This window comes from Pedobacter hiemivivus (genome assembly GCF_005144565.1).
GTDB classification, from domain to species: Bacteria; Bacteroidota; Bacteroidia; order Sphingobacteriales; family Sphingobacteriaceae; genus Pedobacter; species Pedobacter hiemivivus.
Genome location: NZ_SWDX01000003.1, coordinates 168,654 through 194,720 on the forward strand (window position 1 = coordinate 168,654; position 26,067 = coordinate 194,720).

18 protein-coding genes are annotated in these 26,067 nt (G+C 38.3%); 7 read left to right on the forward strand and 11 right to left on the reverse strand.

The window, feature by feature from the left end; translation table 11 throughout:
- The first annotated feature begins 9 nt into the window (after nt 1-9).
- From amaB to FBD94_RS26585, 3 genes are read left to right on the forward strand one after another with little or no spacing between them, the layout of a single operon-like run.
- A complete protein-coding gene (amaB, locus tag FBD94_RS07895; protein ID WP_136879799.1) occupies nt 10-1,539 on the forward strand; it encodes an L-piperidine-6-carboxylate dehydrogenase in 1,530 nt (509 codons plus the stop codon).
- A gap of 32 nt (nt 1,540-1,571) precedes the next feature.
- On the forward strand, nt 1,572-4,526 hold the full coding sequence (locus tag FBD94_RS07900) for an FAD-binding and (Fe-S)-binding domain-containing protein (RefSeq protein ID WP_136879800.1): 2,955 nt from the start codon (nt 1,572-1,574) through the stop codon (nt 4,524-4,526).
- Between the two features lie 33 nt (nt 4,527-4,559).
- Nucleotides 4,560-4,646 carry a hypothetical protein gene (locus tag FBD94_RS26585; protein WP_394347786.1) on the forward strand — a complete coding sequence of 29 codons (87 nt, stop codon included), beginning with the start codon at nt 4,560-4,562 and terminating at the stop codon, nt 4,644-4,646.
- 6 nt (nt 4,647-4,652) lie between these two features.
- On the opposite strand, the gene FBD94_RS07910 is transcribed toward FBD94_RS26585, so the two are convergent.
- A complete protein-coding gene (locus FBD94_RS07910; protein WP_235884406.1) occupies nt 4,653-5,384 on the reverse strand; it encodes a DUF421 domain-containing protein in 732 nt (243 codons plus the stop codon).
- A gap of 117 nt (nt 5,385-5,501) precedes the next feature.
- Here FBD94_RS07910 and FBD94_RS07915 point away from each other — a divergent pair, with 117 nt between their 5' ends.
- Nucleotides 5,502-6,818 carry a paraquat-inducible protein A gene (locus tag FBD94_RS07915; RefSeq protein WP_131610440.1) on the forward strand — a complete coding sequence of 439 codons (1,317 nt, stop codon included), beginning with the start codon at nt 5,502-5,504 and terminating at the stop codon, nt 6,816-6,818.
- Nucleotides 6,808-8,100 carry a paraquat-inducible protein A gene (locus tag FBD94_RS07920; RefSeq protein WP_131610439.1) on the forward strand — a complete coding sequence of 431 codons (1,293 nt, stop codon included), beginning with the start codon at nt 6,808-6,810 and terminating at the stop codon, nt 8,098-8,100. Before FBD94_RS07915 ends, FBD94_RS07920 begins: the two co-directional genes overlap by 11 nt.
- 32 nt (nt 8,101-8,132) lie before the next feature.
- Here the strand turns inward: FBD94_RS07920 and FBD94_RS07925 are convergent, their stop codons facing one another.
- From FBD94_RS07925 to FBD94_RS07940, 4 genes are all read right to left on the reverse strand, one after another.
- Entirely contained in the window at nt 8,133-8,318 is a 186-nt protein-coding gene (locus tag FBD94_RS07925) for a CsbD family protein (RefSeq protein ID WP_131610438.1), read from the reverse strand.
- A gap of 94 nt (nt 8,319-8,412) precedes the next feature.
- Complete coding sequence (locus tag FBD94_RS07930) at nt 8,413-11,649, reverse strand: CheR family methyltransferase (RefSeq protein WP_136879801.1); 3,237 nt, start codon at nt 11,647-11,649, stop codon at nt 8,413-8,415.
- 229 nt (nt 11,650-11,878) lie between these two features.
- Entirely contained in the window at nt 11,879-13,207 is a 1,329-nt protein-coding gene (locus FBD94_RS07935) for a serine/threonine protein kinase (protein WP_136879802.1), read from the reverse strand.
- Between the two features lie 203 nt (nt 13,208-13,410).
- The gene (locus FBD94_RS07940; RefSeq protein WP_136879803.1) at nt 13,411-13,677 is read right to left on the reverse strand and encodes a hypothetical protein; all 267 of its coding nucleotides are present in this window, start codon (nt 13,675-13,677) and stop codon (nt 13,411-13,413) included.
- Nucleotides 13,678-13,696: 19 nt separating this feature from the next.
- Between FBD94_RS07940 and FBD94_RS25895 the strand changes: the two genes are divergently transcribed.
- The gene (locus FBD94_RS25895; RefSeq protein ID WP_165503649.1) at nt 13,697-13,861 is read left to right on the forward strand and encodes an alpha/beta fold hydrolase; all 165 of its coding nucleotides are present in this window, start codon (nt 13,697-13,699) and stop codon (nt 13,859-13,861) included.
- A gap of 1,392 nt (nt 13,862-15,253) precedes the next feature.
- Here FBD94_RS25895 and FBD94_RS07950 read toward each other — a convergent pair.
- Nucleotides 15,254-15,439, reverse strand: coding sequence for a helix-turn-helix domain-containing protein (locus FBD94_RS07950; protein WP_136879804.1), 186 nt, complete (start codon nt 15,437-15,439; stop codon nt 15,254-15,256).
- Nucleotides 15,440-15,687: 248 nt separating this feature from the next.
- On the opposite strand from FBD94_RS07950, the gene FBD94_RS07955 reads away from it, so the two are divergent.
- Nucleotides 15,688-16,587: a DUF2971 domain-containing protein gene (locus FBD94_RS07955; protein ID WP_136879805.1), complete on the forward strand. Its 900-nt coding sequence runs from the start codon at nt 15,688-15,690 to the stop codon at nt 16,585-16,587.
- A 175-nt stretch (nt 16,588-16,762) separates the two neighbouring features.
- On the opposite strand, the gene FBD94_RS25900 is transcribed toward FBD94_RS07955, so the two are convergent.
- The 5 genes from FBD94_RS25900 to FBD94_RS07975 all read right to left on the reverse strand — a co-directional run bounded on the left by FBD94_RS25900 (nt 16,763) and on the right by FBD94_RS07975 (nt 25,894).
- Nucleotides 16,763-16,927 (reverse strand): hypothetical protein, encoded by a 165-nt coding sequence (locus FBD94_RS25900; RefSeq protein WP_169472247.1) that lies wholly within the window; start codon nt 16,925-16,927, stop codon nt 16,763-16,765.
- 156 nt (nt 16,928-17,083) lie between these two features.
- Complete coding sequence (locus FBD94_RS07960) at nt 17,084-21,847, reverse strand: AAA domain-containing protein (protein ID WP_136879806.1); 4,764 nt, start codon at nt 21,845-21,847, stop codon at nt 17,084-17,086.
- 207 nt (nt 21,848-22,054) lie between these two features.
- Nucleotides 22,055-23,326, reverse strand: coding sequence for an McrC family protein (locus FBD94_RS07965; RefSeq protein WP_136879807.1), 1,272 nt, complete (start codon nt 23,324-23,326; stop codon nt 22,055-22,057).
- Nucleotides 23,326-25,362: an McrB family protein gene (locus FBD94_RS07970; RefSeq protein ID WP_136879808.1), complete on the reverse strand. Its 2,037-nt coding sequence runs from the start codon at nt 25,360-25,362 to the stop codon at nt 23,326-23,328. The genes FBD94_RS07965 and FBD94_RS07970 overlap by 1 nt, the downstream gene beginning before the upstream one ends.
- Nucleotides 25,363-25,444: 82 nt before the next feature.
- Nucleotides 25,445-25,894 carry a hypothetical protein gene (locus FBD94_RS07975; RefSeq protein ID WP_136879809.1) on the reverse strand — a complete coding sequence of 150 codons (450 nt, stop codon included), beginning with the start codon at nt 25,892-25,894 and terminating at the stop codon, nt 25,445-25,447.
- Nucleotides 25,895-26,067: the final 173 nt, after the last annotated feature.

The following is a 26,067-nucleotide window of genomic DNA, read 5'->3' on the forward strand; positions in this document are numbered from 1 at the left end:
TTAGAACATATGCACCTTAAAGATATATTAACCAGGCTGGGTATTGAAGCAAACAATTCAGGTACTTCGACAGGGACAAAATGGCTACCTGCACAGGGTCCGGTGGTTACCTCCTATTCTCCTGTAAACGGAGCGGTAATAGGAACAGTACAAACCACAGATGAGCATGCTTATGAAGCGGTAATGCAACAGGCACAACAGGCTTTTTTACAGTGGAGAAATGTACCAGCACCAAAACGTGGCGACATCGTACGTCAGTTCGGAGATGCTTTACGTGAGTATAAGGCCGATCTGGGCGCTTTAGTTTCCTATGAAATGGGTAAAAGTCTACAGGAAGGATTGGGCGAGGTACAGGAAATGATAGACATTTGTGATTTCGCAGTAGGTTTATCCCGCCAGCTATATGGCTTAACCATGCATTCTGAAAGACCAAACCACCGCATGTATGAGCAATGGCACCCAATGGGGATTGTAAGTATCATTTCTGCCTTTAACTTCCCTGTAGCTGTTTGGGCATGGAATACGGCCTTAGCCTTAGTATGTGGTAATGTCTGCGTATGGAAACCTTCTTCAAAAACACCTTTATGTGCGGTTGCCTGTCAGCATATCATGGCAAAAGTTTTAAAGGCAAACGACCTGCCTGAAGGGATCAGCAGTCTAATCACCGGAAATCCTTGTGGTAGCCTGATGAATCAGGACAAACGTATTCCACTTATTTCCTTCACCGGTTCAACAAGAGTTGGGAGATTGGTTGCCGCTGCTGTAGCTGGCAGATTCGGAAAAACGATACTGGAACTTGGTGGTAACAATGCCATCATTATATCCAAAGATGCAGATCTGGAAATGTCGGTAATTGGCGCTTTATTCGGTGCAGTAGGAACTGCGGGACAACGTTGCACTTCTACACGCAGACTGATCATCCATAAAGATGTATATAACGATTTTACCGCAAGACTGGTAAAGGCCTATGGTCAGCTTAAGATCGGAGATCCACTGGATGAAAATAACCATGTAGGCCCAGTAATTGATAAAGATGCAGTAGCTACTTATCTGAGTTGTATTGAAAAGATAAAACAACAATCCGGACGCTTCCTGGTTGAAGGCGGTGTACTTAATGGTCTAGGTTTTGAATCCGGCTGCTATGTTAAACCATGTATTGCAGAAGTCGAAAATCACTACGAAATTGTACAGGAAGAAACCTTTGCACCGATACTGTATGTGATGAAATATAGCGACATTGAAGAAGCAATAAATATGCAGAACAATGTACCACAAGGATTGTCTTCGGCTATCATGACTTTAAACCTGCGTGAAGCTGAGCAATTTTTATCAGCAAATGGTTCGGACTGCGGTATTGCCAATGTGAACATTGGTACTTCTGGTGCTGAAATAGGCGGAGCATTTGGCGGTGAAAAAGAAACTGGTGGTGGAAGAGAAAGTGGATCGGATGCATGGAAAGGTTACATGCGCAGACAAACCAATACCATCAACTATTCCAATACCTTACCATTGGCGCAAGGAATAAAATTTGATTTGTAAGTCATCCTTACCTTATTACCCGAAATTAACTGATGAAAGAGCAGCTTGAGTTACTGGCCAGATCGATGGATGGCGAATTTTATACAGATGAAATGACCAGGGTATTGTATGCTACTGACGCATCTGCTTATTCGGAGATGCCGCTTGCGGTAGCCATACCCCATTCTGTGGCCGACCTTAAGCAACTCATCAATTTTGCCGATCGAGAAGGTACTTCATTGATTCCCCGTACTGCCGGGACATCACTTGCTGGCCAGGTAGTAGGTAGCGGCATTGTAGTAGATGTATCCCGACACTTCAATAAGATTCTGGAACTCAATACCACAGAACGTTGGGTAAAGGTACAGCCAGGGGTAGTAAGAGATGAATTAAACAGTTACCTGAAAAGCGCTGGATTGTTTTTTGGTCCTGAAACTTCAACAGCCAACCGTGCCATGATTGGCGGCATGGTTGGTAACAACTCCTGTGGCTCCAACTCCATCGTTTACAAAAGTACAAGAGAACATACCCTTGAAATCACAGCGCTACTAAGCGATGGCTCTGAAGTTATATTTAAGGCGCTTAGCTTTGATGATTTCATCGCTAAAGGTGAAGGAAACACCTTAGAGGCATCCTTATACCGATCCATCAGAACCTTACTAGGGGATTATAAAAATCAGCAGGAAATCAGGAAGGAATTTCCAAAACCAAGCGTAGAACGGCGCAATACAGGATATGCAATCGACATTTTGCTCGACAGTGCCCCTTTTACAGCTGGTGGAGAAGATTTTAACTTTTGTAAGCTGATTGCAGGATCAGAAGGCACCCTGGCCTTCATTACAGAGATCAAGCTGAATCTGGAACCGCTCCCACCCGAACATTCCGGTTTGCTCTGCGTGCATTTCCATACTTTGGAAGAAGCTTTAAGGGCAAATTTAATAGCCCTGAAACACCAGCCGAATGCTGTTGAATTGATTGACCATTATATTTTAGAATGTACCAGAGATAACATCGAACAGCGGGAAAACAACTTCTTTGTTCAGGGAGAGCCGGCAGCTTTACTGGTGATTGAATATGCGAGGGATACCCAAAATGAGGTAAAAGAAATTGCGAAAAAAGTTGAAGCTGAGCTACGTGAACTAGGTTTAGGCTACCATTTCCCTTTGTTATTTGGAAGCGACACCAAAAAGATATGGTCGCTCAGAAAAGCCGGTCTTGGCTTATTGAGCAATTTACCTGGTGATGAAAAGGCAGTACCGGTAATCGAAGACACCGCTGTAGATGTACAGGATCTGCCAGCTTATATTCGTGATTTTAATGAAATACTTAGAAAACATGGCTTGTACTCCGTGCATTATGCACATGCAGGCTCTGGAGAATTGCATTTACGTCCCATCCTGAACCTCAAATCAGCAGAGGGCAACAAAATGTTTCGCACCATTGCTGAGGAAATAGCTGCCCTGGTAAAAAAATATAAGGGCTCATTAAGTGGTGAGCATGGAGATGGCCGGTTAAGGGGGGAGTTTATTGAGCAGATGATCGGATCAAAGAATTATGCATTACTCAAAGCAGTGAAACATACCTGGGATCCGAAACAAATCTTTAACCCCGGTAAAATCATCGATACGCCTCCAATGGACACCATGCTGAGGTATACGCCTGGTCAAAAAGACTTTACCTTTAAAACCATATTCCGCTATGCGGGACAAAACATGTTGCAACATGTAGAACAATGTAACGGTTCAGGTGATTGCAGAAAATCGCATTTGGCCGGCGGAACGATGTGTCCCTCCTACATGGCTACTCACGACGAAAAAGATACAACAAGAGCACGGGCGAATATCCTGAGGAACTTTTTGACACATTCTGACCAGATCAATAAGTTTGATCACCAAGAGATTAAAGAAGTACTCGATCTTTGTCTGAGTTGTAAGGGATGTAAATCAGAATGCCCTTCTAATGTAGATATGGCCAAGTTGAAGGCCGAATTTTTACAGCATTACCAGGATGCGAACGGCATCCCTTTAAGATCGCGCTTAATCGCTAATTTTAGCCGCATTGCAGGTCTGGGCTCAGTAATCCCATCATTATACAACTGGACCGTGACAAGCTCATTTTTAAGTGCTACGGTAAAAAAAATGGCAGGTTTTGCGCTTCAGCGCAGCATGCCGGAAATGTATCATACAACCCTAAAAAACTGGTTTAATAAACATCAGCGCACCTCTAAACCGCTAAAAAACTTCAATAGGAAGGTTTATCTTTTTTGTGATGAATTTACCAATTACCAGGACACAGAAATTGGCATCAAGGCAATCCTGCTACTTGAAGCCTTAGGTTATGAAGTCGTCATACCTAAGCATTTGGAAAGCGGCAGAGCATCCATTTCTAAAGGGCTATTGCGAAAAGCGAAGAAAATTGCACAGCACAATGTATGGTGCTTAAGTAAGCTGATCACAGCTGAAACACCACTTGTGGGCATTGAGCCTTCCGCAATTCTGACCTTCAGAGATGAATATCCGGATCTGGTGAATGAAGAACAGCTGGAAGCTGCAAAAAACCTCTCAGCAAACGTATTTCTGATTGATGAGTTTTTAGCCAAAGAGATCCAAAAAGGAAATATTTTGAAGTCGCAATTTACTACTGCATCCCAATCCATCAAATTGCATGGCCATTGCCAGCAGAAAGCTTTTAATGCCCTGGGAGCTACTGAACAAATACTCTCTTTTCCTGAAAATTACACGGTACAAACCATTCCTTCGGGGTGTTGCGGTATGGCAGGCTCATTTGGATATGAAAAGGAACATTACGAGCTATCCATGCAGATTGGCGAACTTGTATTGTTCCCGGATGTTAGAAAACAAACTGAAGAAGTAATTATAGCAGCCACAGGAACCAGTTGCCGACATCAGATCAAAGATGGCACATCAAGAAAAGCACTTCATCCAGTCGAAATCTTGTTCAGTGCATTGGTTAGACACCCCCAAAAAAACAAAATTGACTTGGGCTAAAATAAAAAAGCTCCTAGTTTCTCAGCGGAGATCATTAAACAACATGGCGGAGATATTGGTGTTAACAGTCAACCTGGCCAGGGCAGCACTTTCTGGTTTACACTTCCGGTTCACGGATAGCTAAAATTACCTTACCCTACAGGTTTTTAGAGCTTTAATCCATTTTTTGTGTCCGCACTTATCACAATAATGTTCAATTGAAGGCTGTAGATGTAAAATATTTCCGCAATGCGTACAGGCATACTTCCCGAGCTCAAAAACCCGCTCATTCGCTTTTTCAAACAGAGCTGGCATTATTGGTAGACCGTATTTCACTTTTTCATCGGGATAAAAGAATATACTTAAATTACCGGATGTCTCTAATATAGCAGTTTCAACTTGTCCCAGATGAGATACACTCTGTTGGCGAAGTTCTGAAAAGAATTCATCTTGAGCCAGGCTTTCTTTGTTAAACCCATCTATAGAAAATTCACCTTCCACAATTAAATAAACGCACTTTCCTTCAACCAAGTCATCAAATTTTTTACTCTTTGCCATAAAATAAGTTGTGAGTCTGTAGGCACCTACAATGATTCCGAAAATAACAACTGGAAACAACAACCCTATCTCTTTGTAAAACATTGGATCTCCGGCGGCAGAACCGAGACTAATGATAACGACGAGTTCAAAAACAGAAAGCTGCCTCACTCCTCGTTTCCCTAAAAGTCTCAAACCAATAAGAATGATAAAATACATTATTATAGTGCGGAGAGATATCTCCAATAAAAATATCCAATCTTCTTCCCCTATAAAAAAGCTAGTCCAGTTAATTGAAGTCATAGTTAAGTGAAATACCAATGCCATCATAAATAGTTTCATAGATAAATATTTTTAACACCTATAGCGTGAATATTGTTTCAGAAACGAAAACAAATCTCAATTCTAATTTGTTGAACAAAAAGAATTAAACTAAAATTACATGATCGATCGAAGCCTATGCATGAAATCCCTAATTCTAACAAGAAACTGATTGTTGCAAGACTCTTACTAATTTGCGGGCTCTCCATTTTATTATCCTTTGAAGGGTATTTTGGTTACCAGTTATACCAGCTGTCTGACCAACAGGAAGAAATTAAGGAGGATTACTCGAATGTTAACAACATTAGCTCAGGGTTATTCTCTATTGAGCAGTGGCGAGATAAGGTATCGGCGATTATTAGTCGTCAGATACGAGATTTTACGCTTACTCCAAAACAAAAAAATGAACTTCAGAAGGAAGTTGAGAAAATAGTCCGCACACTGATTGACAAGGCTGAAGTTCTAATAAATAAACCGAAAAAAACTATTGATGGAAAAATTAAGAAGTTCCTGTTTAAAACCTTTGTAAACACAGATGATATAAAGCAGAAAGCTCCTTCATTCGCGAAAGAGATTGTTGACAAAGTTTATAATCCCACTAATAAGAAGCACTTAAGTAAAATCGCAATGGACAAGTTTGATGCACTTGAACGTGCAGAATACCTGGATAGTGCTGGAGCTGCCACGAAGGCTGCCACCGATAAGGTATATAAAAAATATCAAGTATCCACAGCGGAAGAATTAAACTATAAACTGATTTCCTCGTTGTCCCATATCAGAACTGCAACCTATAATTATTCATTCGCCATGTTAGGTTGCATCGTCATCGTATTGGGGCTTTGGTGGATATTCAGAAAACGGGTTGAATTACATGGGACACTTTTCATTATGTCATTGATGTTCGCATTTATTCTTCTCTTTATCGGTTTGACTGCCTCTATGATCGAGGTCGATGCGCGTATTAAAGCGCTGGACTTTGTGCTATTGGGCGAACATGTGATTTTCGAGAACCAGGTATTATTCTTCCAGAGTAAAAGTATTTTGGAAGTAGTAAAAATACTGATCAGTCAATCTGGTATTGATTCGGTTTTAGTCGGCATTCTGATATTGGTGTTCAGCATACTCTTTCCAATCATGAAACTTAGTGCAACAGGCATCCATCTGCTTAGCAAAAGGGAAATTGCAAAGAACAAAATCATAAGATATTTTGCATTTCAGTCAGGCAAGTGGAGCATGGCAGATGTTATAGTTATAGCAATCCTGATGGTGTATATCGGCTTAAATGGTTTATTAGACAGCCAGTTAAAGAGTTTGAATATAAAAAGTGATGACTTAAATGTAATTACAACAAATAATACCGCATTACAGCCAGGTTTTATCATTTTTATCAGCTTTGTATTGTACGGGCTTATTTTGTCGACCATATTGAAATTCATTTCTCCTTATGAACATTAGAAAAATAGTCCTTCCTAATATCTTGCTAATTGTTTGCCTAAGTCTACTACTTTGCGCAGAGGCATGGTTTGGATACCGAATATCGAAACTTTCGAATCAGCAGGAAGAAATAAAAACAGATTATAGTGTTGTAAACAACATCACTTTCGGCATATTATCTGTTGATCAGTGGCGTGAAAAAATGGCAAATGTGGTGGATGGAAAAGTCAATGATTTCACCATGACGGCCACACAGAAAAAGGACCTGCAAAAGAAAGTTGAAAAACAATTGTACCATCTTGTTGACCAGGCAATAGCTGAAATGAATAAACCGCAAAAAGGTATTGGTGGAAAACTCAAAAAACTTGCTTTTAATGCTTTAGTTGATCCCGAGGAAATCAAGTCGGAAGTACCTGTTTTTGCTGCGACAATTGTTAACAGGATCAACAAACCGGAAAGTAAGAAAAGACTCAAAAGTATCGTCACCAGTAAAGTTGATCAGTTGGAAAAGCAAACTTTCGACAATACCGAGCCTGCCAGCGTTACAGTAACCAGGCATATATACAAAAAATACGGAGTAGCGAGTACTGAAGCTTTTGAAAAAACGATCAATTTGCAATTATCTAGCATACAATCAGTCCTATATAATTACACTTATGCAATGATTGGTTGCGTATTGCTGGTGCTTTGTGTATGGTTGCTAATGAGAAAGCAAGTAGGCCTTCATAACACGTTATACATCCTTTCTCTTTTGTTCGCTTTTGTCCTTTTACTAGTAGGTATCACAGCTACTGTCATAGAAGTTGATGCACGCATCCAATCACTAAACTTTACGCTGCTAAGCGAAAAGTTAGCTTTTACGAACCAGGTATTATTTTTTCAGAGTAAGAGCATAACTGGCATCATTGAGTCATTAATTGCACAGCCTAAATTCGATGCGATACTTGTTGGTATACTCATCCTACTCTTCGTTGTTATCCTGCCTGTGCTGCGTATGGTTGGCAAGGGCATTCTGATATGGGGCAAAGATAAATACGCAGAGAATAAGATTGTCAGATTTTTAGCTTTTGATTTAAGTAAATGGGACATGGCCGATGTTATGGTTGTTGGTATTGCGATGACATATATAGGTCTAAATGGGATCATAAAAAGTCAACTTTCTAGCTTAAATATTAAAGAGGAGTTGCTTTCTACTGTAACCGAAAATAATACCTCATTACAACCAGGTTATTATATTTTTTTAGCATACGTGGTCTATGCTTCGGTATTATCAATAATATTAAAACACAAAACGAGCAAATGAATCATTTGCTCGTTTTGTTAGCGGTTAAAGAATTACAAACTATTTATCCATTTAACTAACTCATCTCGTTTCTTTCCCGTTTTTTGCTGCAGTTTTCCCAACATCTCATCGTCTTTCCCTTCTTCGTAAGTCAAGTCATCATCGGTAAGATCTCCATAAGTTTGTTTTATTTTACCTTTTAGCTCATTCCACTTTCCTTTAATTTCTAACTTATCCATAATATTTAATTTAATAGTTTAAATAAAGAACAAAGAGAGTGCGACTTTAGTTTTTTATAAAAGGTGCATAAAAATCAGCAGAAATTCGCTACTGTTATATTTTAAAAAAAATCTTAAAAGTACAGCCTTTATCTATTGTGCACTCCACTTCGATTTTGCCACCTGAGGCATTGACGATCTTTCGGATGAGGTACAGTCCGATACCGGTACCTTCTGCTGTTATGTTTACCCGCTTATATTTTTTGAAGATATGATCGACCTCTTCTTTCGTTATACCAATACCATTATCGGTTATCGTCAATAGGATAAACTGAGCTTTTTTTTCGGTTTTGATACTGATCTCTGGCAAGCGGTCTGGGTGGCTGAACTTGATCGCATTCGTGACGAGGTTCAGCATCACGCTTCTCAAGTTCTTTTTGGCAAACCGAACCTTTTTTTCACGAAAATCGGTGTGAAAAATGGCTTTAGACACCTTAATATGTTCCGACATGATCTCTTTTATCTCGTCAAATAAATTCGGGAAGCTTTCCTGAGGGTGATCATCATCTTCCGATTCCAAGTGACCAATCCTGGCCAGATCGCTGATTATAGATTTAAAATTGGTAACCGCTTTATTCATCATTCCGGATAATTCCATGACCTCAGGGTCTTGGGTATCTAGCTTTTCATTCAGTATCTCCAGCAACATTTCAATGTTCACAATTGGCGCATTGAGGTCGTGTGAAGCACCAAAAACAAAGTTGTTCAGGTCAGCGTTAATTCTCAGTAAGCTTTTATTACTTTCATCAAGGCTGTGGTTACTGATGTCCAGACTTTTATTGCTCATATCCAGCTTCCGCAATAGTTCCTTCAGTTCGCTGATGTCGTAAAAACTGATAACGGCTCCGTCGGCTTTTTTGCTGTTCTCCTTCAGGTAAGGCATGGTCATCACCTGATAGACCTTTCCATTCGGCCCTTCTGCTTCCCGTGTAATGTGTTCCTCATTCTGAATTACTTTTTTTATATCAGCGATCAACGTTTCAAATTTGATATTGGTTGTTATATTGCTAAGTGGCCGGCCAATATCACTTTCTCGAATGTTAATGTGCTTCACTGCTCCCGGCGAATATCTTTTCAGCAGCAAGTCCCTGTCAACAAATAACTGACCATTTATATTACTCCTGAAGTAATTATTCAGATCGTCATTCAGGTCCGTCAATTGGTCAATGGTAAGTTCATGGTTCTTATTGACCGTTTGCAGTTCTTCATTGGTGCTTTGCATTTCTTCATTAGCAGATTGCATTTCCTCGTTGGCAGACTGCAGTTCTTCATTAAAAGATTGCATATTCTCATTGGAGGAGGCAATAAGCTCATGCGCTATAGTTACAGTATGTCTCAGCTGCGCCACCTCCTCTTCAAGGCTGATGACATGCTCACGCGTCACTTCGTTGATATCTTCAGTATGGATCACATTTCTCTCTATGGTCCCCGCTTGACGCTCTGTAAACAAGACCAACAGCAGCCTTTCTTCCGACCCTGCAATATAAAATGGGCTGATGACAATATCAATCAGCTTATTTTTTTTCTTGCCGGCGTCGCCCAGGCTAAGCCCATTAAGCACGAACCTTTGGTTCAGCTTTAGCGATTTCCAGGCGGTAGCTTTAAAGAGCGTGCAAATATGATCCGGTAAAAGATCAATCAGGTTATAGTTAAAATTAATACTTTTTAAATAAGATTTGGTATCTCCAAATGACTGAACCACATACAGGTTTTCATCGGTACAGACACCGTTAAAAGCTAGTTCCTTTAACAAGGCTGAATTGACCAGGTCGGCGAGTTCGCTTTTTGATACCGGCACGGCTTGCTTTTTGGTTACTTCTATCGTCTGGAATTCTCCGATCCTATGGGACGAAAAGGTATCAGAATGGATAACACGACCTGTTTTATTGCTTTTCAGGATGTTCCATTTGCCGCTAACCACGTTGAAGCCATCTTTAATAACAGAAGCGCTCTCACTTGGCCCCAAAAAGAGATAGCCACCCTCTTTCAATCCAAAATGCAGCAGGGCAAATATCTTTTGCTGTAAAGTCACATTCAGATATATCAACAGGTTACGACAGCTGATCAGATCCATATTACAATACGGCGTGTTCTTGGTCAGGTCATGCTGAGCAAAGATCAGCATCTTGCGTATGTCGTGTTTGACTTTATAGCTTGCCCCTTCTTTGGTAAAAAATTGCTGAAGCCTATCCTTAGATACGGTTTTAACAATACTTTCGGGGTAAACGCCTTTTGAGGCGATATCCAGTGCCGCTTTACTGATATCCGAAGCGAAGATTTTGACCTCAATATTTTTAGGATATTTATTTAAATATTCTTGGATCAGTATAGCTATGGAATAAGCTTCCTCTCCAGTAGCGCAGCCAGCCACCCATATCTTCAACACTTCGGTATTATTATTTTTGATGATGGCCGGGATAACGGTTTCTTCAATGATTTTAAAAGCTTCCTGGTCGCGAAAAAAGGAGGTTACACTAATCAGGAACTCATTGGCGAGTAAAGTGACCTCTGCGGTATTCTCTGTTAGTAATTTGTAGTACTGACCAACCTCATTCAGGTGATGCTTCTCCATCTGTCTTTTAATCCGCCTGATAATCGTCGGACGCTTATAGTCGCTAAAATCCAATGGCAGGTTACCTTTGATTAGCGTTAATATTTGTCCAATCACTTCCTCACCGATGTCCGCCGAAGGTTCGTCTGGCAACTGGTTTAGGATACCATTCACGACATAATCATCAATGACCTGTGGCATGGCTTCAGGTGAAATGACCCTGTCGGCACAACCCGTCGCAATGGCTGCCAGGGGCATACTACTAAAGCTTGCCGTAACTGGATCCTGAACTAGCGTAATACCCCCGGCATTTTTAATGGCTTCGATCCCTTTGGAACCATCATCGCCAGTGCCGGATAAAACGACACCAATGGCTTTGTTTCCGCGTTCCTTTGCTAGAGACCTGAAAAAGTAATCAATGGTCATGTGCGGGCATGGCTGGTCTTTTTTGTCTAAAAGAATCAGTCTCCCTTTTTCTATTGACATGAACTTCGAAGTCGGGATTAGATAAACCGTATTTGATTTAATCTCTACATTGTCGGTGGCCTCCACCACTTGCAATTTACTATGCTGCGCCAGGATCTGCACCATCTGACTTTTAAAATCAGCGGAAAAATGCTGTATCAGGATATAGGATACGGAATCCAATGGGGTATAATCAAAGAACACGGATATGGCTTCCAAGCCCCCAGCCGATGCTCCGATGGCTATAATGTATTGTCGATCGTCAATTTTAGTCATGAGGTAGATGATTTAGTTGAGTATAAACGAGAAAGAAGTATTTAAATATAAAGCTATTCGAACGTAATAATTTATTTATTTTCAAGCATTTAGACATTCCAAAAGAAGTCCAGATCTTCTTATCCAAGCATTAACAATACGTTTTGTTATCGGTAGCAATAAATAAATATACACAATTCGGCTTTCAATCTTTTGCTATTGAAATTGATTAAAGATTAATGTGTAGGGCTCAAAATATACCTAAAAATTTTTTCCTCTTTTTTTTCTTCTCATCCTGCATTTTTATTCCCTTTGCCAGATTCGATTTTTCGGAGCGGTTAAGTTTTGCTAAACGAATACTATCTTCCCTCTCTTTCAATATTCGTTCCAAATACAGGCTATTATAGAATAAAAAGGGTGGTTCAAAGGCTTTCGCATTGGCTACTGCATAACTTACCATCACTTTCTCTTTTGGTAAAAACAGATAAGACAAAAAGGTCGTTAAAAGTGCAATCGCTACAGCTAAACCAACTATGATTTTTTTCGACAAACGCACTTCATTTCCATATGCGTGCTTCTTTGTTACCTCATGGGCAAGCGGTTTATTTAAATTCACCAATGCGATCAGTTTAGCATTATCAATTATGCCCCCCTCAGGATGTTGCTGCACAGAGACCACTATTCCATGGGTAATGGCGGCTGCTAGTTCAACACCATTGGCATACCGTTGTGCCGGATCTTTCTCGAGGCATTTATAAATCACGGCTAATAACCAAGCAGGTACTTGTAGCCCGATATTTAAGTCCTCCTTTGACAAGGTGCTTTCCAGATTTTTTTTCCTTAATTTAATTACATCTGGAATTTGCCCTTCCATGTGACCCAGCATTACCGAATTACGACCGGTATCGCCATCCCCATTTAAAGGAAATGGCACCTGACCTGTTAAAAGTTCATATAAAATGATCCCGTAGCTGTAAATGTCAGTTTGCAGTAACATCTTCCCTTCATGCTGCTCTGGCGCCATAAATTCGACGGCTCCCGCATGGCGGATACTGGTTCTACGCTGCTCTTCGCTCATAATGGCCAAACCAAAATCAAGTAGCACATAATTGCCTGTATACACATTGTACTTTACATTATTACTCTTGATATCGCCATGCTTTACGCCAACTTGATGGCAATGTGCAATGGCGCTGGCCAGCTGATCGGCAACTTTAACCAGCTCTTTAATAGCGAAAGCTCGTGGGTTCGGGGGTTGTAAAAGTTCAGAGAGGTCTGGCCCCTCTATATATTCCATTTCTATATACGGAAAAGAACCGCTATCGGTAATGCCCCAACTCATTATCTTCACTACATTGGGACATGGATTTTCGTTTACTTTTTGGAGCTTAGTTACTTCATTCTTAAAATTCCGATAATTTCTGTCAGTCTCGTCTTCAGTATGTATAGGCGTAGGCATCAATTTGATGGCCGAATAAATTGCACCCATTCTTTTCCCTTTATACACCGAACCTTGGCCTCCTGTTTTTAAGGCACCAAGATTTTGAAGTCCGTCTGCAATTGTAAATACTTTACTCATTTTCGAGTTCCTGATAACTAAATGCTAATACTACCGATTCGCCCAAAATAATTTGGTCGCCCTCTTCTACTTCTTGCCTGATGTTTAATAAATTGAATATCATGATCATCTTCTCTTTATCATATAGCTACGCATAAGTGCAGCATATGCAGAATCATAACCAATTTCGTACCATTTTTAAGGAGTTCTGGCCTATCACTCACTTATAGTACAAATCTGTTGGCTAACATATTGCAATTGTTGGCAATACCTATCACCATACGGGCTACAGAAGCAGGCGCAGTAATCAATTCTTTCCACTTTTCTTCTTGCTTATTATTTTCAATCGGTTCAGGGTAATAATACCCTCCGGCCCCGTGCAAAAACATGCCTGTTTTTAAATACAGATCGGCCATTTGTTCTTGTAATTGTTCTTGGTTAGCCAACTTAATGAAGTACACGTTATTTGATTTTACAACTACCCCTTCCATGCCAAACCTAATTTATTAAATGAAGCCATTGCCGTTGCTGGACTTGCCGGGCCATGACAAATCTGGACGAAACCGAAAAGACTGGAAAATCCAGGGATTCGCTGATGATCTCATTTTCCTGATCAAAAAGCTGGGGCTAACAAATGTGATATTAATCGGGCATTCGATAGCCGGAAATATCTGAAATCAGAATCGTCTTACATCAGCAGTCCATTCCCCGCCTAAAAAAACTTGCGCAATACATTTATAAGAACCTACCGTTTGTAGAACATATTACTTTTATGGGACTGGAACATCAAGGCTATACCCCTTTTAACATTGATATATAATTAGACAGATTTTAACAGAACTTCACCAACAAAATCACAACACTATTCAAAAAATAAAACCAAATTTGGGACTTGCTTATTAAGCTCTTCAAAATGCGCTTATGACTGTATATTTCTGTAATAGTACCCCCTCTGTTTCGGGCAAAGTGGCCGCCTATTTAGCTGCCGAGCGTGGTATAAAATGCGCCTCAACTTTGATCAAATATAATTAATTCCTTCCGACCATTGATGTGCTGCTGACTCAAAGTAGCTGTATCCAGCCTGCATCATGCAAACCACATTTTCAGAATGAGAAGATAAACCATCTAGATCCTTTAGCCCTGCATTTTTTTAGTCCAACTCTAATAAACTTCTATAAACGATTCAGACACCAATATGGGCTTACTACCCATCCATAGGATACATCAGAGCCTGACGGCTATAATTCAGCCCCTGAGCGCAACGATAATTAGATGGATTGTGACTGAAAAAAGCACCCTGGTAGCTCAAAAAGACCATTTTTCTCCAAAATAAGAGCCATTTTGGAGCGGAATTAGGTGTCAGTTTAATTGTAGAACGAAGGGGGGCACCTTTGCCGAAACTCCCATTAGGGTTCAAAAACACAAAGAATAGCGTCGTAAGAAATATTTTAGAAGACAGTGTGTATGATGGATTGATAAAGGTTCCGGCATTCAAAAATCTCCCAGAGAAATATGTCAAGGCCCTACACCCACCTATTATTTCGGCGGTTGATTTTTGGCGAATTCAGAAATTACTTAAAAACAAACCAACAGAGCGTGTAAGAGAAAATGAGGACTTCCCATTAAGAGGAGTCATAAAATGCCCATGTGGACAAAACTTAACCGCAGGATGGAAAGATAAATTTGACTCTCTAATAAAAAAAGCTTCTAGTTTTCACTAGAAGCTTTTTGAAGTACTCATCTACGGACCAAAATTAAAAAAGTTTTATGATGATTTGAAGAAAATAGCTGATTTAGAACAACTAGTTTTGAGTGAACCCCTTAGTAGAGATTTTAAACTAAAATATAGGCGGAACTGTAATAAGAAAAATGATTAAAACAAGCCTTTAAACCACATTAAAATGAGAAATACACTTAAAAATTATAATAAATAATAATTTAATTTAACTCCGATTTCATCTATAATGGGGTGTTTTTGATGTGTATGAAAATCAAATTTCATCTCTACTAGGGATATGCAAAAATGAGTTTATCTCTAGTAGAGTAGTTTTTTGCGAAACTATATCTTTAATTCATTGTAGGTCTGAATTGCAATGGTGAAACATTGGTTTTACTTTTAAAAAGTTTATTAAAGGACTGCGGAAAGCCGAAACTTAACAAGTAGGCAATTTCTACAGCCGTCATTTCTGTGGTTGCAGAAAGTTCTTTAGACTTTTCTATTAATTGGTTTTGGATGTGTTGTTTGGCACTCAAACTGGAAATTCCGTTAGCTCAGACCAGGAGATTCCGTGCTATTTTGACCAACACTGTTATTTATGATAGTTATAGAAAAACAAGATCTATTAAGACTTTAAAGGCAATTTTGATTGGTCAAATTCACCTGGAATGATTGGTCAAGGAATTTCGGAATGAGGTTATCAGCAGCCACGAAATCTCCAATTTTGTAACAAATTGGGATATATCGTTAAAAAACATAAATTTACCTTTTCACAAATTACTCCATGATTCTATACAAATACAGAGGTAATTCTCATTTTACGGACTCAATCCTTACAGAAAAAAAAGTATGGCTAGCCAACGCTACAACTCTAAATGATCCCTTTGAATGCACAATTCAAGAAATTGCAAAAGAGTTTATTGAAGAGCAGATTGAACAGATGAAGATGGGGCATGTTATGGGGTTTCTCCAATCTGCTTTAACTTCCATCAAAAATAAAACTGATTTTTACGGCTTAACGCCAAAGCAAACTAAAGAATATTTAGGAAAATTAAAAGCTCGAAAAACTATTGCAGAACAGCATAGGGCATCGAGAGAGTTTATCCATCGAAAAACTGGCAATTACACATCTGATCCAGAAAAAACCTACGCTAATTTTGATAACCAATTAAACGATGTAGGAATATTTAGTTTAACTGAAGACCCTGAAAATCAACTTATGTGGGCACATTATGCTGAACAATCAAAAGGAATAGCATTGGGATTTGAAGTAACTGAAAATTCGAAGCTTGCTTCAAAAACTAATTGTTTAAAAGTAAACTACTCCGATGAGCTTCCAGCATTCTCAGGTGAAGGTTTTCTTATTGAGTCTTCAATCGTTCGACGTGGTACTAATACTCAAAAGATTGTTTTTCATGATCCCACAATGCAAGCGGCAATATCAACCAAACCGAGTTGCTGGAATTACGAAAAGGAATGGCGATATGTAGAAGAATTAGCAGGTTCGTATGCATACCCTGGTAAATTAAGAGAATTAGTATTTGGATTAAAATGTCCTGATTCGAAACGCAAAGAATATATTGATTTGTTAAAATCTTCAGGACACACAGAAATAGAGCTATTTGAGATAATTATTTTACAGAATTCCAATCAGATTCGAAAAAGTAAATTAGAACTAATATAAAATGATATTTAATAAGGGGTATATAAAATAACCTGAGATTTTGCCAAATCATCCGTTTTCACTGGCCCAATTATGTAATTAAAACGCTTTATAACTACCAACCATAATATATTGGACATTATATTCCTAAAGACCTCTCCAAAAATTATATATATTCATCAAAAACATCCACAAATTATTTGTTGATAAATGTTATATGGGATATAGAAGCTCTACTCATGGTCTGTTGTATTTTATACAAACGAGTAGCCATTTCAAAACGTTCTTTATAACTGCGTTTTAGACCTTCTTTTAAAAGTTCCAATTCAGCCTGATCAAATGTTTGTTTACTTTTGTCCATTAAATATTGATCTTAAAACTCTATCAATTTTACGTAAAACGTTTGTAATTAACAAGCATTGAGTAAGCAATTGGGCAAACGTTTTTGATTACCCCTCTTGACCAATACATTGTAGAATTCTTTTATCCTTGGTGTTATTATCTAATCACGCAATTGTTAAACCACTTCCAAAATCTCCACATAATTATCAAGATTACCGATTTTCCTTATATCCCCTTTAGCTGCTCCCAGCAATGCTACTGCTAAAGGTGAATCCTCTTTGATTACCTGTTCTGTACTAGAAGTCTTACTACCTCCCCCTACCTGAACCGTTACAATTTTATCAGCATTGATATATTTCACTTTCACAACACTCCCAACTTCAACAACCACGGAAACTAAAAGATCCTCAGTAGAGCCTGTCAAGAAATCCTCATCACTGAACCCCTCCGTTATGATTTCATCTTCAGCATCAGCCCTCGCAAATAGATTAACTGGCAGATTATGAGAAAAAAAATCAGCATTCAGTAATTCCTGATTATCAAAAATCTGCTCACCGGATTCTACCTCCTTAATAAACATCAATAGTTTATTAAGTTCACGCTGAGGGTTACGCCACCAGTTAGTGCTCCAAATTCTATGAAATACAAAACCATGCTGCTCAAGTATCTTCTGCCTGTATAAATCATGTAAATAAGCTTCTTCACTACTATGATATTTCGCACCATCACACTCAATAGCTATAGGAGGCTTGCCAGAAATTCGTGAATTATATACCATATCAATTCTGAAGCCAGCAAACTGATGCTGGGTAATCAATTTATCTTCGTCAAAATGCTTTAAAAGTTCATGGTAAACCTCTTCTTCAAATGGTGATTCAAGATCGGCATTGAAATTATCCAATTTCCGAGTGGCATTGGAGTTTTGTCCAAGCGCCTCCAATACACATTTTCGTGCTATATGATCACCTTCACTAACAGCTTTTGCATAGGCCAGGTATGCAAATAGTACGGCCTTTTTATTATTTGCCCCCTCCGTAACCAGGTGATTTTGATAATTGAGAAAGACTTCTTCTGGAATAGAAGTACACAAATAAACTTTGTACTTCGCACGGGTTATGATAACATTTAGCAATTTGTAGCCTTTAGAATGATTTACAGGCCCAAAGCGCTGTGCAAATTTGCCATCCTTGCCAATACCATAGGTCGTCGAAAGAATCAGCACGTCTGTTTCATCACCTTGTATATTCTCCAAATTTTTAATGAACCCTTTATTGCTATTAAGATCGTCCAGTCCCAGCTCCTGTATCTTTTCATTAAAATCCTGATATTTACTAAACTTCTGTCGTTCAATAATTTTACTCTTGATTAGATTTCTTTGTGCAATATTAAATGTTGCAATACCTACAGTTGGATAGCTACCATCAGGAAGCCTTTGGATATTATGTTCCAACACAGAAAGTACGGCTTCAGCCTCCATTTCATTCGTATGCTCTGAAAATGTACCATCTACCCGTACATATTTAATCGGTATATATTCAAATGTATTAGGTAACGGCTTCAGACGTTGATTGTAGAAAGCATGATTAGAGAAATCGATCAAAAATGGATGCCTGGAACGATAATGAAAATCAAGGTGTTTCTTATCAAAATTTAGTTCCGTTGCGAAATCCAAAAGAGATTCACAAGAAAGCAGCAGGTTATCTTTATCTATAACAACCTTAACTTCATCTTCAATGTCTTCTTCATCCTCAATTGAGCCATCAAATATTTTACTAAAATAATTCGATGGAGGCATTTGATGTTCATCTCCAGCAACCACAATTTGTTTTCCTTTCAAGATTGCCGGAAGATTATCCTCTAATCTAAGCTGACTTGCTTCATCAAACATGACAATATCAAAATAACCGTTCATACCCTTGAACAGGTTGCTACAAACATCTGGGGTAGTCAAAATGATCGGAAAAAAGGTCGTGAATAGATCCGGATCGTATTGTACAATCTGTCTTAAAGAAAGCCTTGCAAATCGATTGCTGCTTCGTTTATTATACAGATTTTCGACAGAAAGTGCGGGATTGTTTACCTCAAATACTCTAGATGCATCAATCTGTTTGGAATACCAGTATTGCTTGATGTAAGTAATTTGTTCTTTTTTAAACCCTTTCAAATGTTCGTTAAGTTCTCCATGGCTCAGATCATTGGTCGGCAAATCACTATTGCCGTTTCTAATTAACAAGGAGTCTAAGTAAGAAATCAAAAATGTTTTTTGCCAATCCTGATGTGCTTTTAGAGTATCAACTAAGGTTTTGTGATGTGGTTGTAAATTATGATAGAATGAAAACCAATTACATTCCTTAACAAATGGATCGTGTTCATGTTGGAAGTAATCTTCCTTTTGATCAAGTAAATGATCGATATCTTTAATAAAATCAGTGTGATGATTCTTAGATAAAACATGACTGATCCAGCCATCTTCTTTAATTTTCAATTGTAGTTCAGTGGCCAGATTCGCTAATTCTTCACCTTCTTCAAGTTTGAATCTATTCTCATTTGCAGATAATAGATTAATCCCTTCGAATTCAGAGACAGCCCTCTCACTGAAATCAGAATAGCATTTCTCAAAATCAAAAATTTCCAATGAATCAAAAACATCTTCAGCGGTAGTTTTTAATTTCAGATCTTTTAATCCATTCAACTCACTAGAAATGAAAGTCTGTACTGCTGTCTTTATTTCTAGGTGATGCTTAATCCCTGGAATTGTTGCCAATAATTGATCTTTGTATTTTTTTATTGCTTCCAGTTCGGGAGAAATATCTCTATCAGCAATGGGTTCAAGCAAGTTAAGACTATTGAATTTCTCCTCGATCAGAACATCTTTAGTTGACCATACATTGGTCAAATGTTTTTCCAGTCGCGCCAACTCCTCTAAATTAGTTGCTGCCAAATGACCAAATTTAAAAACATTTAGATATCGTTTTTCTGTTAAAAATCTGGAGAGTTTTTCAAAATCTGATCTTAAATCTTTCCGATTTTCAACCAATTGCTTCCTCTTATTGCCGAAGAAATGAACCAGTTTATAGAAGAACCTCTCTGTCTTCTCCTCATCCAGGAAATCAGGATCGATGGAATATTCTTGTACTTTTTTAAGAATTTCGGCAATCTCAATCTCTACCAATGAATTCTCCTGGGCAATTAAGTTTGCTTCAATAGTATAAAAAACAGCTTTAAAACTTTCAAATGCTTCATAAATGTTATCACTTGTTTTCTTTACATCTATCAGAGCTACAATCCGATTTTTCTGTACATAGAATTCTTCATGACGCTTGGCGAGGAAAGCCAATCTGTATGCATCGATTATCTGATCAAATCTCTGTTTCAGTATGCGGTATGATTTGAAACAATTATTAATCGACTGTTCAATCTGAAAAGGATTATCTCCAACGAGTTTTTCTTGATTCAAAAAGGACTGATTTTCGAAAGGTAAAAAGGCTTTATAAAGTTGCTGTGCTTTATCGACTATCTGTGTCAGTTCAGTCATTTCAGCTAGCGTATAACTAAACGTCCAGCCCTCAAAATCTAATTTTTCTACTGAAGATGTATTAAGCTCTTTTAACAATATACCAACAACATCTGTCCAAGAATTAGAACCAATGAGTTTTTGATCAAGTTTTTTATGACCTGCATTAATGGTAGTTGTTAGAGATTTAGTCAACGTTATCAACTGATCAAGACTTTCTTTGGAAAAATTATATCTGTATCTCCGATATCCTGAATCATCTACACGATCTCTTACAGAATCCACAACTGTTCTTCTGTCTTTAACGATATCCTTAATTAACACACTATGAAAACCCAGCCCTTTTTCACTAAGGGCTTTATGCAAAACCTCTAAAGCTGTCCTTTTTTCACATACCACTATAGTTTTGCGGTTATTCTCCAAAGCATTCACAAGGACTGCTGTAAGCGACTGACTTTTGCCTGTTCCTGGAGGCCCCTGTATCAATAAATTTCTAGTTGTGCCTAGTGCATTTAGGATACCTTGTTGGGAAGGATCCGTTTCAACTGAAGACAGTGGCTGAAACCCATGCCCCTCTAAATCTTCCAGATCAATCATTGAACCCTCTAAATCGAGGAGTTCTTCATAATCTTCAATGATATTCTGTTTCTGAACTTCAAAAATTGAAAATATTCCTGCAAAATCAATAAATGCATTATTTGAAGTTAAAGGCAATGACTCATAATGTTTCTTATCCTTAATCGCCTGAATATTCGAAAGTTTTGTCTTAAAAGTTTCTTTAATATCAGAAGCTGTCTGGGTATTAACAGCAGAAACTAGGTCAACACATAGGTTTATCAATTCGGTTTTATCAATTAGACCGTCATCCAATATTTCAGATGGTATCTGTTTAATCTCAACTTTTGCATCACTATACAAATGGTTAATCAAAACCTCATTAATATATATTGGATCTTCTTCGGAACGTGTGATTTCCCAAGTGTTAAATTCCTTTGTTCTGCGAACCCTAAGTGACCATATCAATACAGGTGCTACCGTGAGTTTATTGTCTATCTGGTCCCTTCTTACCAACAATGGAAAACCAAATCCAAAGGTATTTATACCTTTTTCTGATTCAATAGCTTCTGTCTGGTTAATCAGATTTTCAAAAGACTTTGTTATTCTGATTAGCTGACTCTGATCGTCTTCAAAAAGAGAATTGAGATCAGGAACGTTATTTTTCCAGCTTATTCTAAATTTTAATGGTATCTCTGTTAATAACGCCTCAATAAAGTTTACAGGAAGTGATTTTTCGATAAATGAAAGTCGATGAAGGTCAAACTTATATCTAGAATTGGCCGGAATTGCATTTAAATGCACTCCACGTCGATTACCTACCTTTAGCCTTCTTTGAAGTTCATTTAATAATTTTGAAGTAAGTTCCATTTACAATTGATTAGAGATACCGTTAAAAACTGAATAAGAGCCTAAGATAATTAATATTCGGTTGGAAAAGTGATACCAGTCTTTGATTAAAAAACAATGTATTTCTAAAGCCTTGGTTAAATGTTCTTCCCATGTCTCGAATATAATCGTTTCAAAAATCAGCAGTAACATCCAATTGAGGCAATCTCATAAATACTAACTTCCACCTTACATATCTGTCGCTGACTTTGTCAAAAGCATATCTAAAACTTTATTATGAAATTTGATATTCACACCACCTCGGCCATCGTTCACCCCAATAAATCCCAAACTACAATGATGTGTTTTACCATTAAATAAAAAGTGATATTTTCCCGTGCTGTGTCTATGCGTTGGAATAGAACTCGGGTACAAAAGTAAGCTGTTTTCGCAGTCCCAATGCGCATTATAGGCAAAGATTTGTCTCAGATCTTCATCAGACGGGCTATGGTCTGCAACAATTTTCCATTTGGTATCTATGATGTAGCCATTAACGACCTTTAAGTCTTCCAAAACTTCCATATAAATATCAGGTCGAATGGTCTTATTATCCCAAAAATCCTGTTTGTTTTGAAAACTTAACCGGTAACGCTCTGCGTCCAGATTATTAGATAATACACGATAAACAAACTCTTCCCACAAACGGTTCATATCAAATAGGATGGCGATCATATCCTCCTTCCCTTGCTTTATATCCGGAGAATAATTCAAAATCAGCATTTTGGCAATTTGAAGCGCCTGCTTATAAGGTTTGGTTTTACGGCTCTCCACAATCTGTTTAAAATGACTCGCAGTTATGCTACGCCAGGAGATTTCGGGCAAAGAAAATAGCACCCGGTTAATCCGATCTGTCAGTTGATGATTGCAATTAATTTTCTTCAAAATCTGCAAAGCATAGAGCAGGATCTGGTGCAACAGGTGATCTTGAGAATATACCTGGTGCGCAGTGTAAAACCTAGCTTTGTTCACTAGGTTTTGCTGAATATGTTTACTAAAGCGCAAACTACCTTTCAAAGCAGTGACATTGTCCTCTACCGGTTTATACTTTTTAAATAAGCCCTGATGGATCAACGATTCCAGCTCCTTTAAATACAGTTCAAAATACAAATCCAGAAGTGAATTATTCTTTATCCGGAGTGATGCCGTTGTTAAACTATCAACACTAATCCACTTACAGTATTTCAACATCTTCAGCAGTATATCCTGCCATCTATCATACTCCTCTGACTCATTTAAATCGGCCTTTGGCAAGATTTCAATGGTAACATTCCCCACCTGTAGTACGCCTACAAACTGCTTAAACCGCACTCCATGTCGGGTACCAATAAAATATTTTTGTCCATTAGCATCGTTGAATTTCCAGAGCGCATCAATGGCCTCCACTCCCAATGGTTCCTTATCAGTGCAAAGACTGAATTTATCCAAAATCTGATGCTCAAAAACCCGAACCATCCGTTTCATTAGATATCAGAAAAATTCCACTGAGCAGATGGAGTAATTTTATAAGATACTCTTGATGCCAAATCACTTGCTTCCGAGGAATCATAATCATTAAAAATTGCAAATTTCACAGTACTACCGTCTTTTTCAACAAAAGAAGTACCCAAAACGAGTCCAACCTTACCTATTTCACCATAAAAATATTCACCAAGTAACGGAATTATCTTATTTTGAAAACAACTCAAAAGCTGTTCACGTGTCTTAATGCCAATAAAATAAGCATGACCGATCTGATGGTCCTTATCAATTAACTTGGCAAGCCGTGCATTGATCGTTTCCAAAATAACATCGAGTTGTACTCCATCTACCACTGTTCCTGAGAGCGTCCCAGGATCAGGCATCATTTCAGTAAAACTAAATCGTCGTCTTAATGCCGTGTCTAGAGCTTCAACAGACCGGTCAGCCGTATTCATAGTTCCAATTAAAAAGACATTATCCGGTACTGAGAACACTTTTTTGGAATAGGGCAAAATCACTTCCAATTCTTCAGCTCTTCCTCTACGCTTACTAGGCTCGATCAATGTAATCAATTCTCCAAATATGGAAGAAACATTCCCGCGATTGATCTCATCAATGATGATTACAAAATTCTTTTTTTGATTGGTACTTTCCTGAACATTAACTTTATATTGCTCTTTAATATAACTGCCAATTGCGGTGATATAGGGCTTCCAGTCCTTGATTTCACCAGTCAATATGTGTGCCCTAATCATATCCTTAGTGACACTCATCCGCGTACCTTTATTGGTCTTTGGAATAGCGACGGCAGTCATATTCTTATTGATTTCCACATCAAATTTTTTCTTCTGCTCGAAAGTGGTGAACTCCATACTCCCCTTTTCAATAACTTCTTCTGCGAATTTAGCATAAGCCTCCTCGAAATTACTCGCACTGATTTTTTCCCCGGCTAACAAACACAGTCGTTTAAAATTACCATCTTCAATTTCATAATAAACCTGGTTATCATCGTCCTTTTGGGGTTTGATACCTTCAATAAAATCCTCATAGGCCAAGCTTTGATGAAAGGTAGTAAACACGATCTGGCCCTTGCCTGGATTTTTCCAGTCTTTGATCAGAAGCTCCTTAAATCTTCTAGTCATCACCTTGCGTTTTTCCTGCGGTTTTACACCACTCTGGCATACATTTTTGTAAAACTGTGGATCAACAATTCTCAATGCTTCATTAATGGTATGATAAGTTTTACCCGTCCCCGGAGGCCCAAACAAAATCTGATTATGCTCTATTGGTGAAGGTACACTGTCATCTTCATCCGAAAAAAAACTTACAAAAGTTGGACGACGGCTCACCAGTGCACGGATTTGGTCTCCAACCAACTCATCGAACCTAATCAATCCTTCTGCGATCTGCTCAGCGACATTAGGGGCATCCATATCAAAAACTGCATCTAAACGTAGTCCATCAGTAGTATCATGTTTAATCTGCAATACTTCATAACTCAGGTCTTGTGCAAAAAGCTGTTTTATAAAACCACGTGAGGTATCGTCTTCAAAATGCGCTTCTATGTAAATGCTCTTGGAATTAGCTCTACGTCTGATCAACTCATAATGAGCAAATTGACTACCTATCAAACCAGAATCATCGCCAAACCAGGCATAATAATGAGTTTGGACAGATTTATCCAAAATTAACTTCTCACCATAGCCGCGACTAATCAATGCATCTCGAACTCTACCTAAAAGTCCTATAAAAGAAAGACTAGCAACAGTAAAAAACTTTTTCTCAATCACTTCAAATCCAAGTCCCCTTAAAAAGTTATTAGTATCCTCGCCTCCAGCCAGATTAGGCAGCTTCAAATGAGGAAACTTATCATGCATCAAATCATGTGAATAAGAAAAAATCCGTTTAGGAGGATAACATTGTCCATCATAGACAAATTCATATCCCGTGCTATTATGCTTAGGTTCCCAAGTATTATCCTTAAAATGCGTTGCGCTTTCTATTATGCAGGTGATCCATTCTTGTTTATATTCAATCATATAATGCGTCTTATATCTATTAAGGTAACTCCATTCCTATCATTCAAGGAATCGATTATTCAGCTAGTGACATCTCCGCTAACTATTTAATTTTAAATCGTTTATCCTCTATCAACTTTGACCAGAAAATAATCACCAAAGCAGCAACTTCAATACAAATCATAATTAACTTTACTGTCAGAAGAGAACAATCCATCAGAGCAGCTACGGCACCGAAAGAAAGTACCCATAGGGAAATCCCAATCCCCACTAGTATTGTCCCTGATAAAAGCTGATCAGGTGTACTCCCCCACTTCAAATCTTTGTCTTTAGGATCAGTAAGCAGGAAACTGACACCGGTATTCACCACCAAAAATGGGGAAGCGATTGCACTGGATAACAGCGTCAACTTAGCTAAGTCCAAATTAGTAAACAAAAGAGGATCGAAATGAAAAATCAGGTAAGCGCTAATTGGCCAAACACAAAACACAACAAGAAAAAGCGATAGCTTCCAGCCAATAGTGATTTCTTTAAAATAATTAAGGAGAGACATTTTGTCAACAATTTAGTATTTGGGAAAACTAAGAATTAAAAATGAAATAATGATCATAATAATTAACGCTTCATTTTTCAAGAAGCCCTAATAATGATTTCATGAAAAACCAGTTTTTAGCTCCTTTGCAAGACCATAATTGGAAGTTCCGTTGAATTCGGATCTTCTTCACT

What these genes read in the sequence shown, in the direction of transcription:
- amaB (WP_136879799.1), top strand. Translation starts at nt 10, where the DNA reads ATGCACCTTAAAGATATATTAACCAGGCTGGGTATTGAAGCAAACAAT.
- FBD94_RS07900 (WP_136879800.1), top strand. Translation starts at nt 1,572, where the DNA reads ATGAAAGAGCAGCTTGAGTTACTGGCCAGATCGATGGATGGCGAATTT.
- FBD94_RS07910 (WP_235884406.1), bottom strand. Translation starts at nt 5,384, where the DNA reads ATGAAACTATTTATGATGGCATTGGTATTTCACTTAACTATGACTTCA.
- FBD94_RS07915 (WP_131610440.1), top strand. Translation starts at nt 5,502, where the DNA reads ATGCATGAAATCCCTAATTCTAACAAGAAACTGATTGTTGCAAGACTC.
- FBD94_RS07920 (WP_131610439.1), top strand. Translation starts at nt 6,808, where the DNA reads ATGAACATTAGAAAAATAGTCCTTCCTAATATCTTGCTAATTGTTTGC.
- FBD94_RS07925 (WP_131610438.1), bottom strand. Translation starts at nt 8,318, where the DNA reads ATGGATAAGTTAGAAATTAAAGGAAAGTGGAATGAGCTAAAAGGTAAA.
- FBD94_RS07930 (WP_136879801.1), bottom strand. Translation starts at nt 11,649, where the DNA reads ATGACTAAAATTGACGATCGACAATACATTATAGCCATCGGAGCATCG.
- FBD94_RS07935 (WP_136879802.1), bottom strand. Translation starts at nt 13,207, where the DNA reads ATGAGTAAAGTATTTACAATTGCAGACGGACTTCAAAATCTTGGTGCC.
- FBD94_RS07940 (WP_136879803.1), bottom strand. Translation starts at nt 13,677, where the DNA reads ATGGAAGGGGTAGTTGTAAAATCAAATAACGTGTACTTCATTAAGTTG.
- FBD94_RS25895 (WP_165503649.1), top strand. Translation starts at nt 13,697, where the DNA reads ATGAAGCCATTGCCGTTGCTGGACTTGCCGGGCCATGACAAATCTGGA.
- FBD94_RS07955 (WP_136879805.1), top strand. Translation starts at nt 15,688, where the DNA reads ATGATTCTATACAAATACAGAGGTAATTCTCATTTTACGGACTCAATC.
- FBD94_RS25900 (WP_169472247.1), bottom strand. Translation starts at nt 16,927, where the DNA reads ATGGACAAAAGTAAACAAACATTTGATCAGGCTGAATTGGAACTTTTA.
- FBD94_RS07960 (WP_136879806.1), bottom strand. Translation starts at nt 21,847, where the DNA reads ATGGAACTTACTTCAAAATTATTAAATGAACTTCAAAGAAGGCTAAAG.
- FBD94_RS07965 (WP_136879807.1), bottom strand. Translation starts at nt 23,326, where the DNA reads ATGAAACGGATGGTTCGGGTTTTTGAGCATCAGATTTTGGATAAATTC.
- FBD94_RS07970 (WP_136879808.1), bottom strand. Translation starts at nt 25,362, where the DNA reads ATGATTGAATATAAACAAGAATGGATCACCTGCATAATAGAAAGCGCA.
- FBD94_RS07975 (WP_136879809.1), bottom strand. Translation starts at nt 25,894, where the DNA reads ATGTCTCTCCTTAATTATTTTAAAGAAATCACTATTGGCTGGAAGCTA.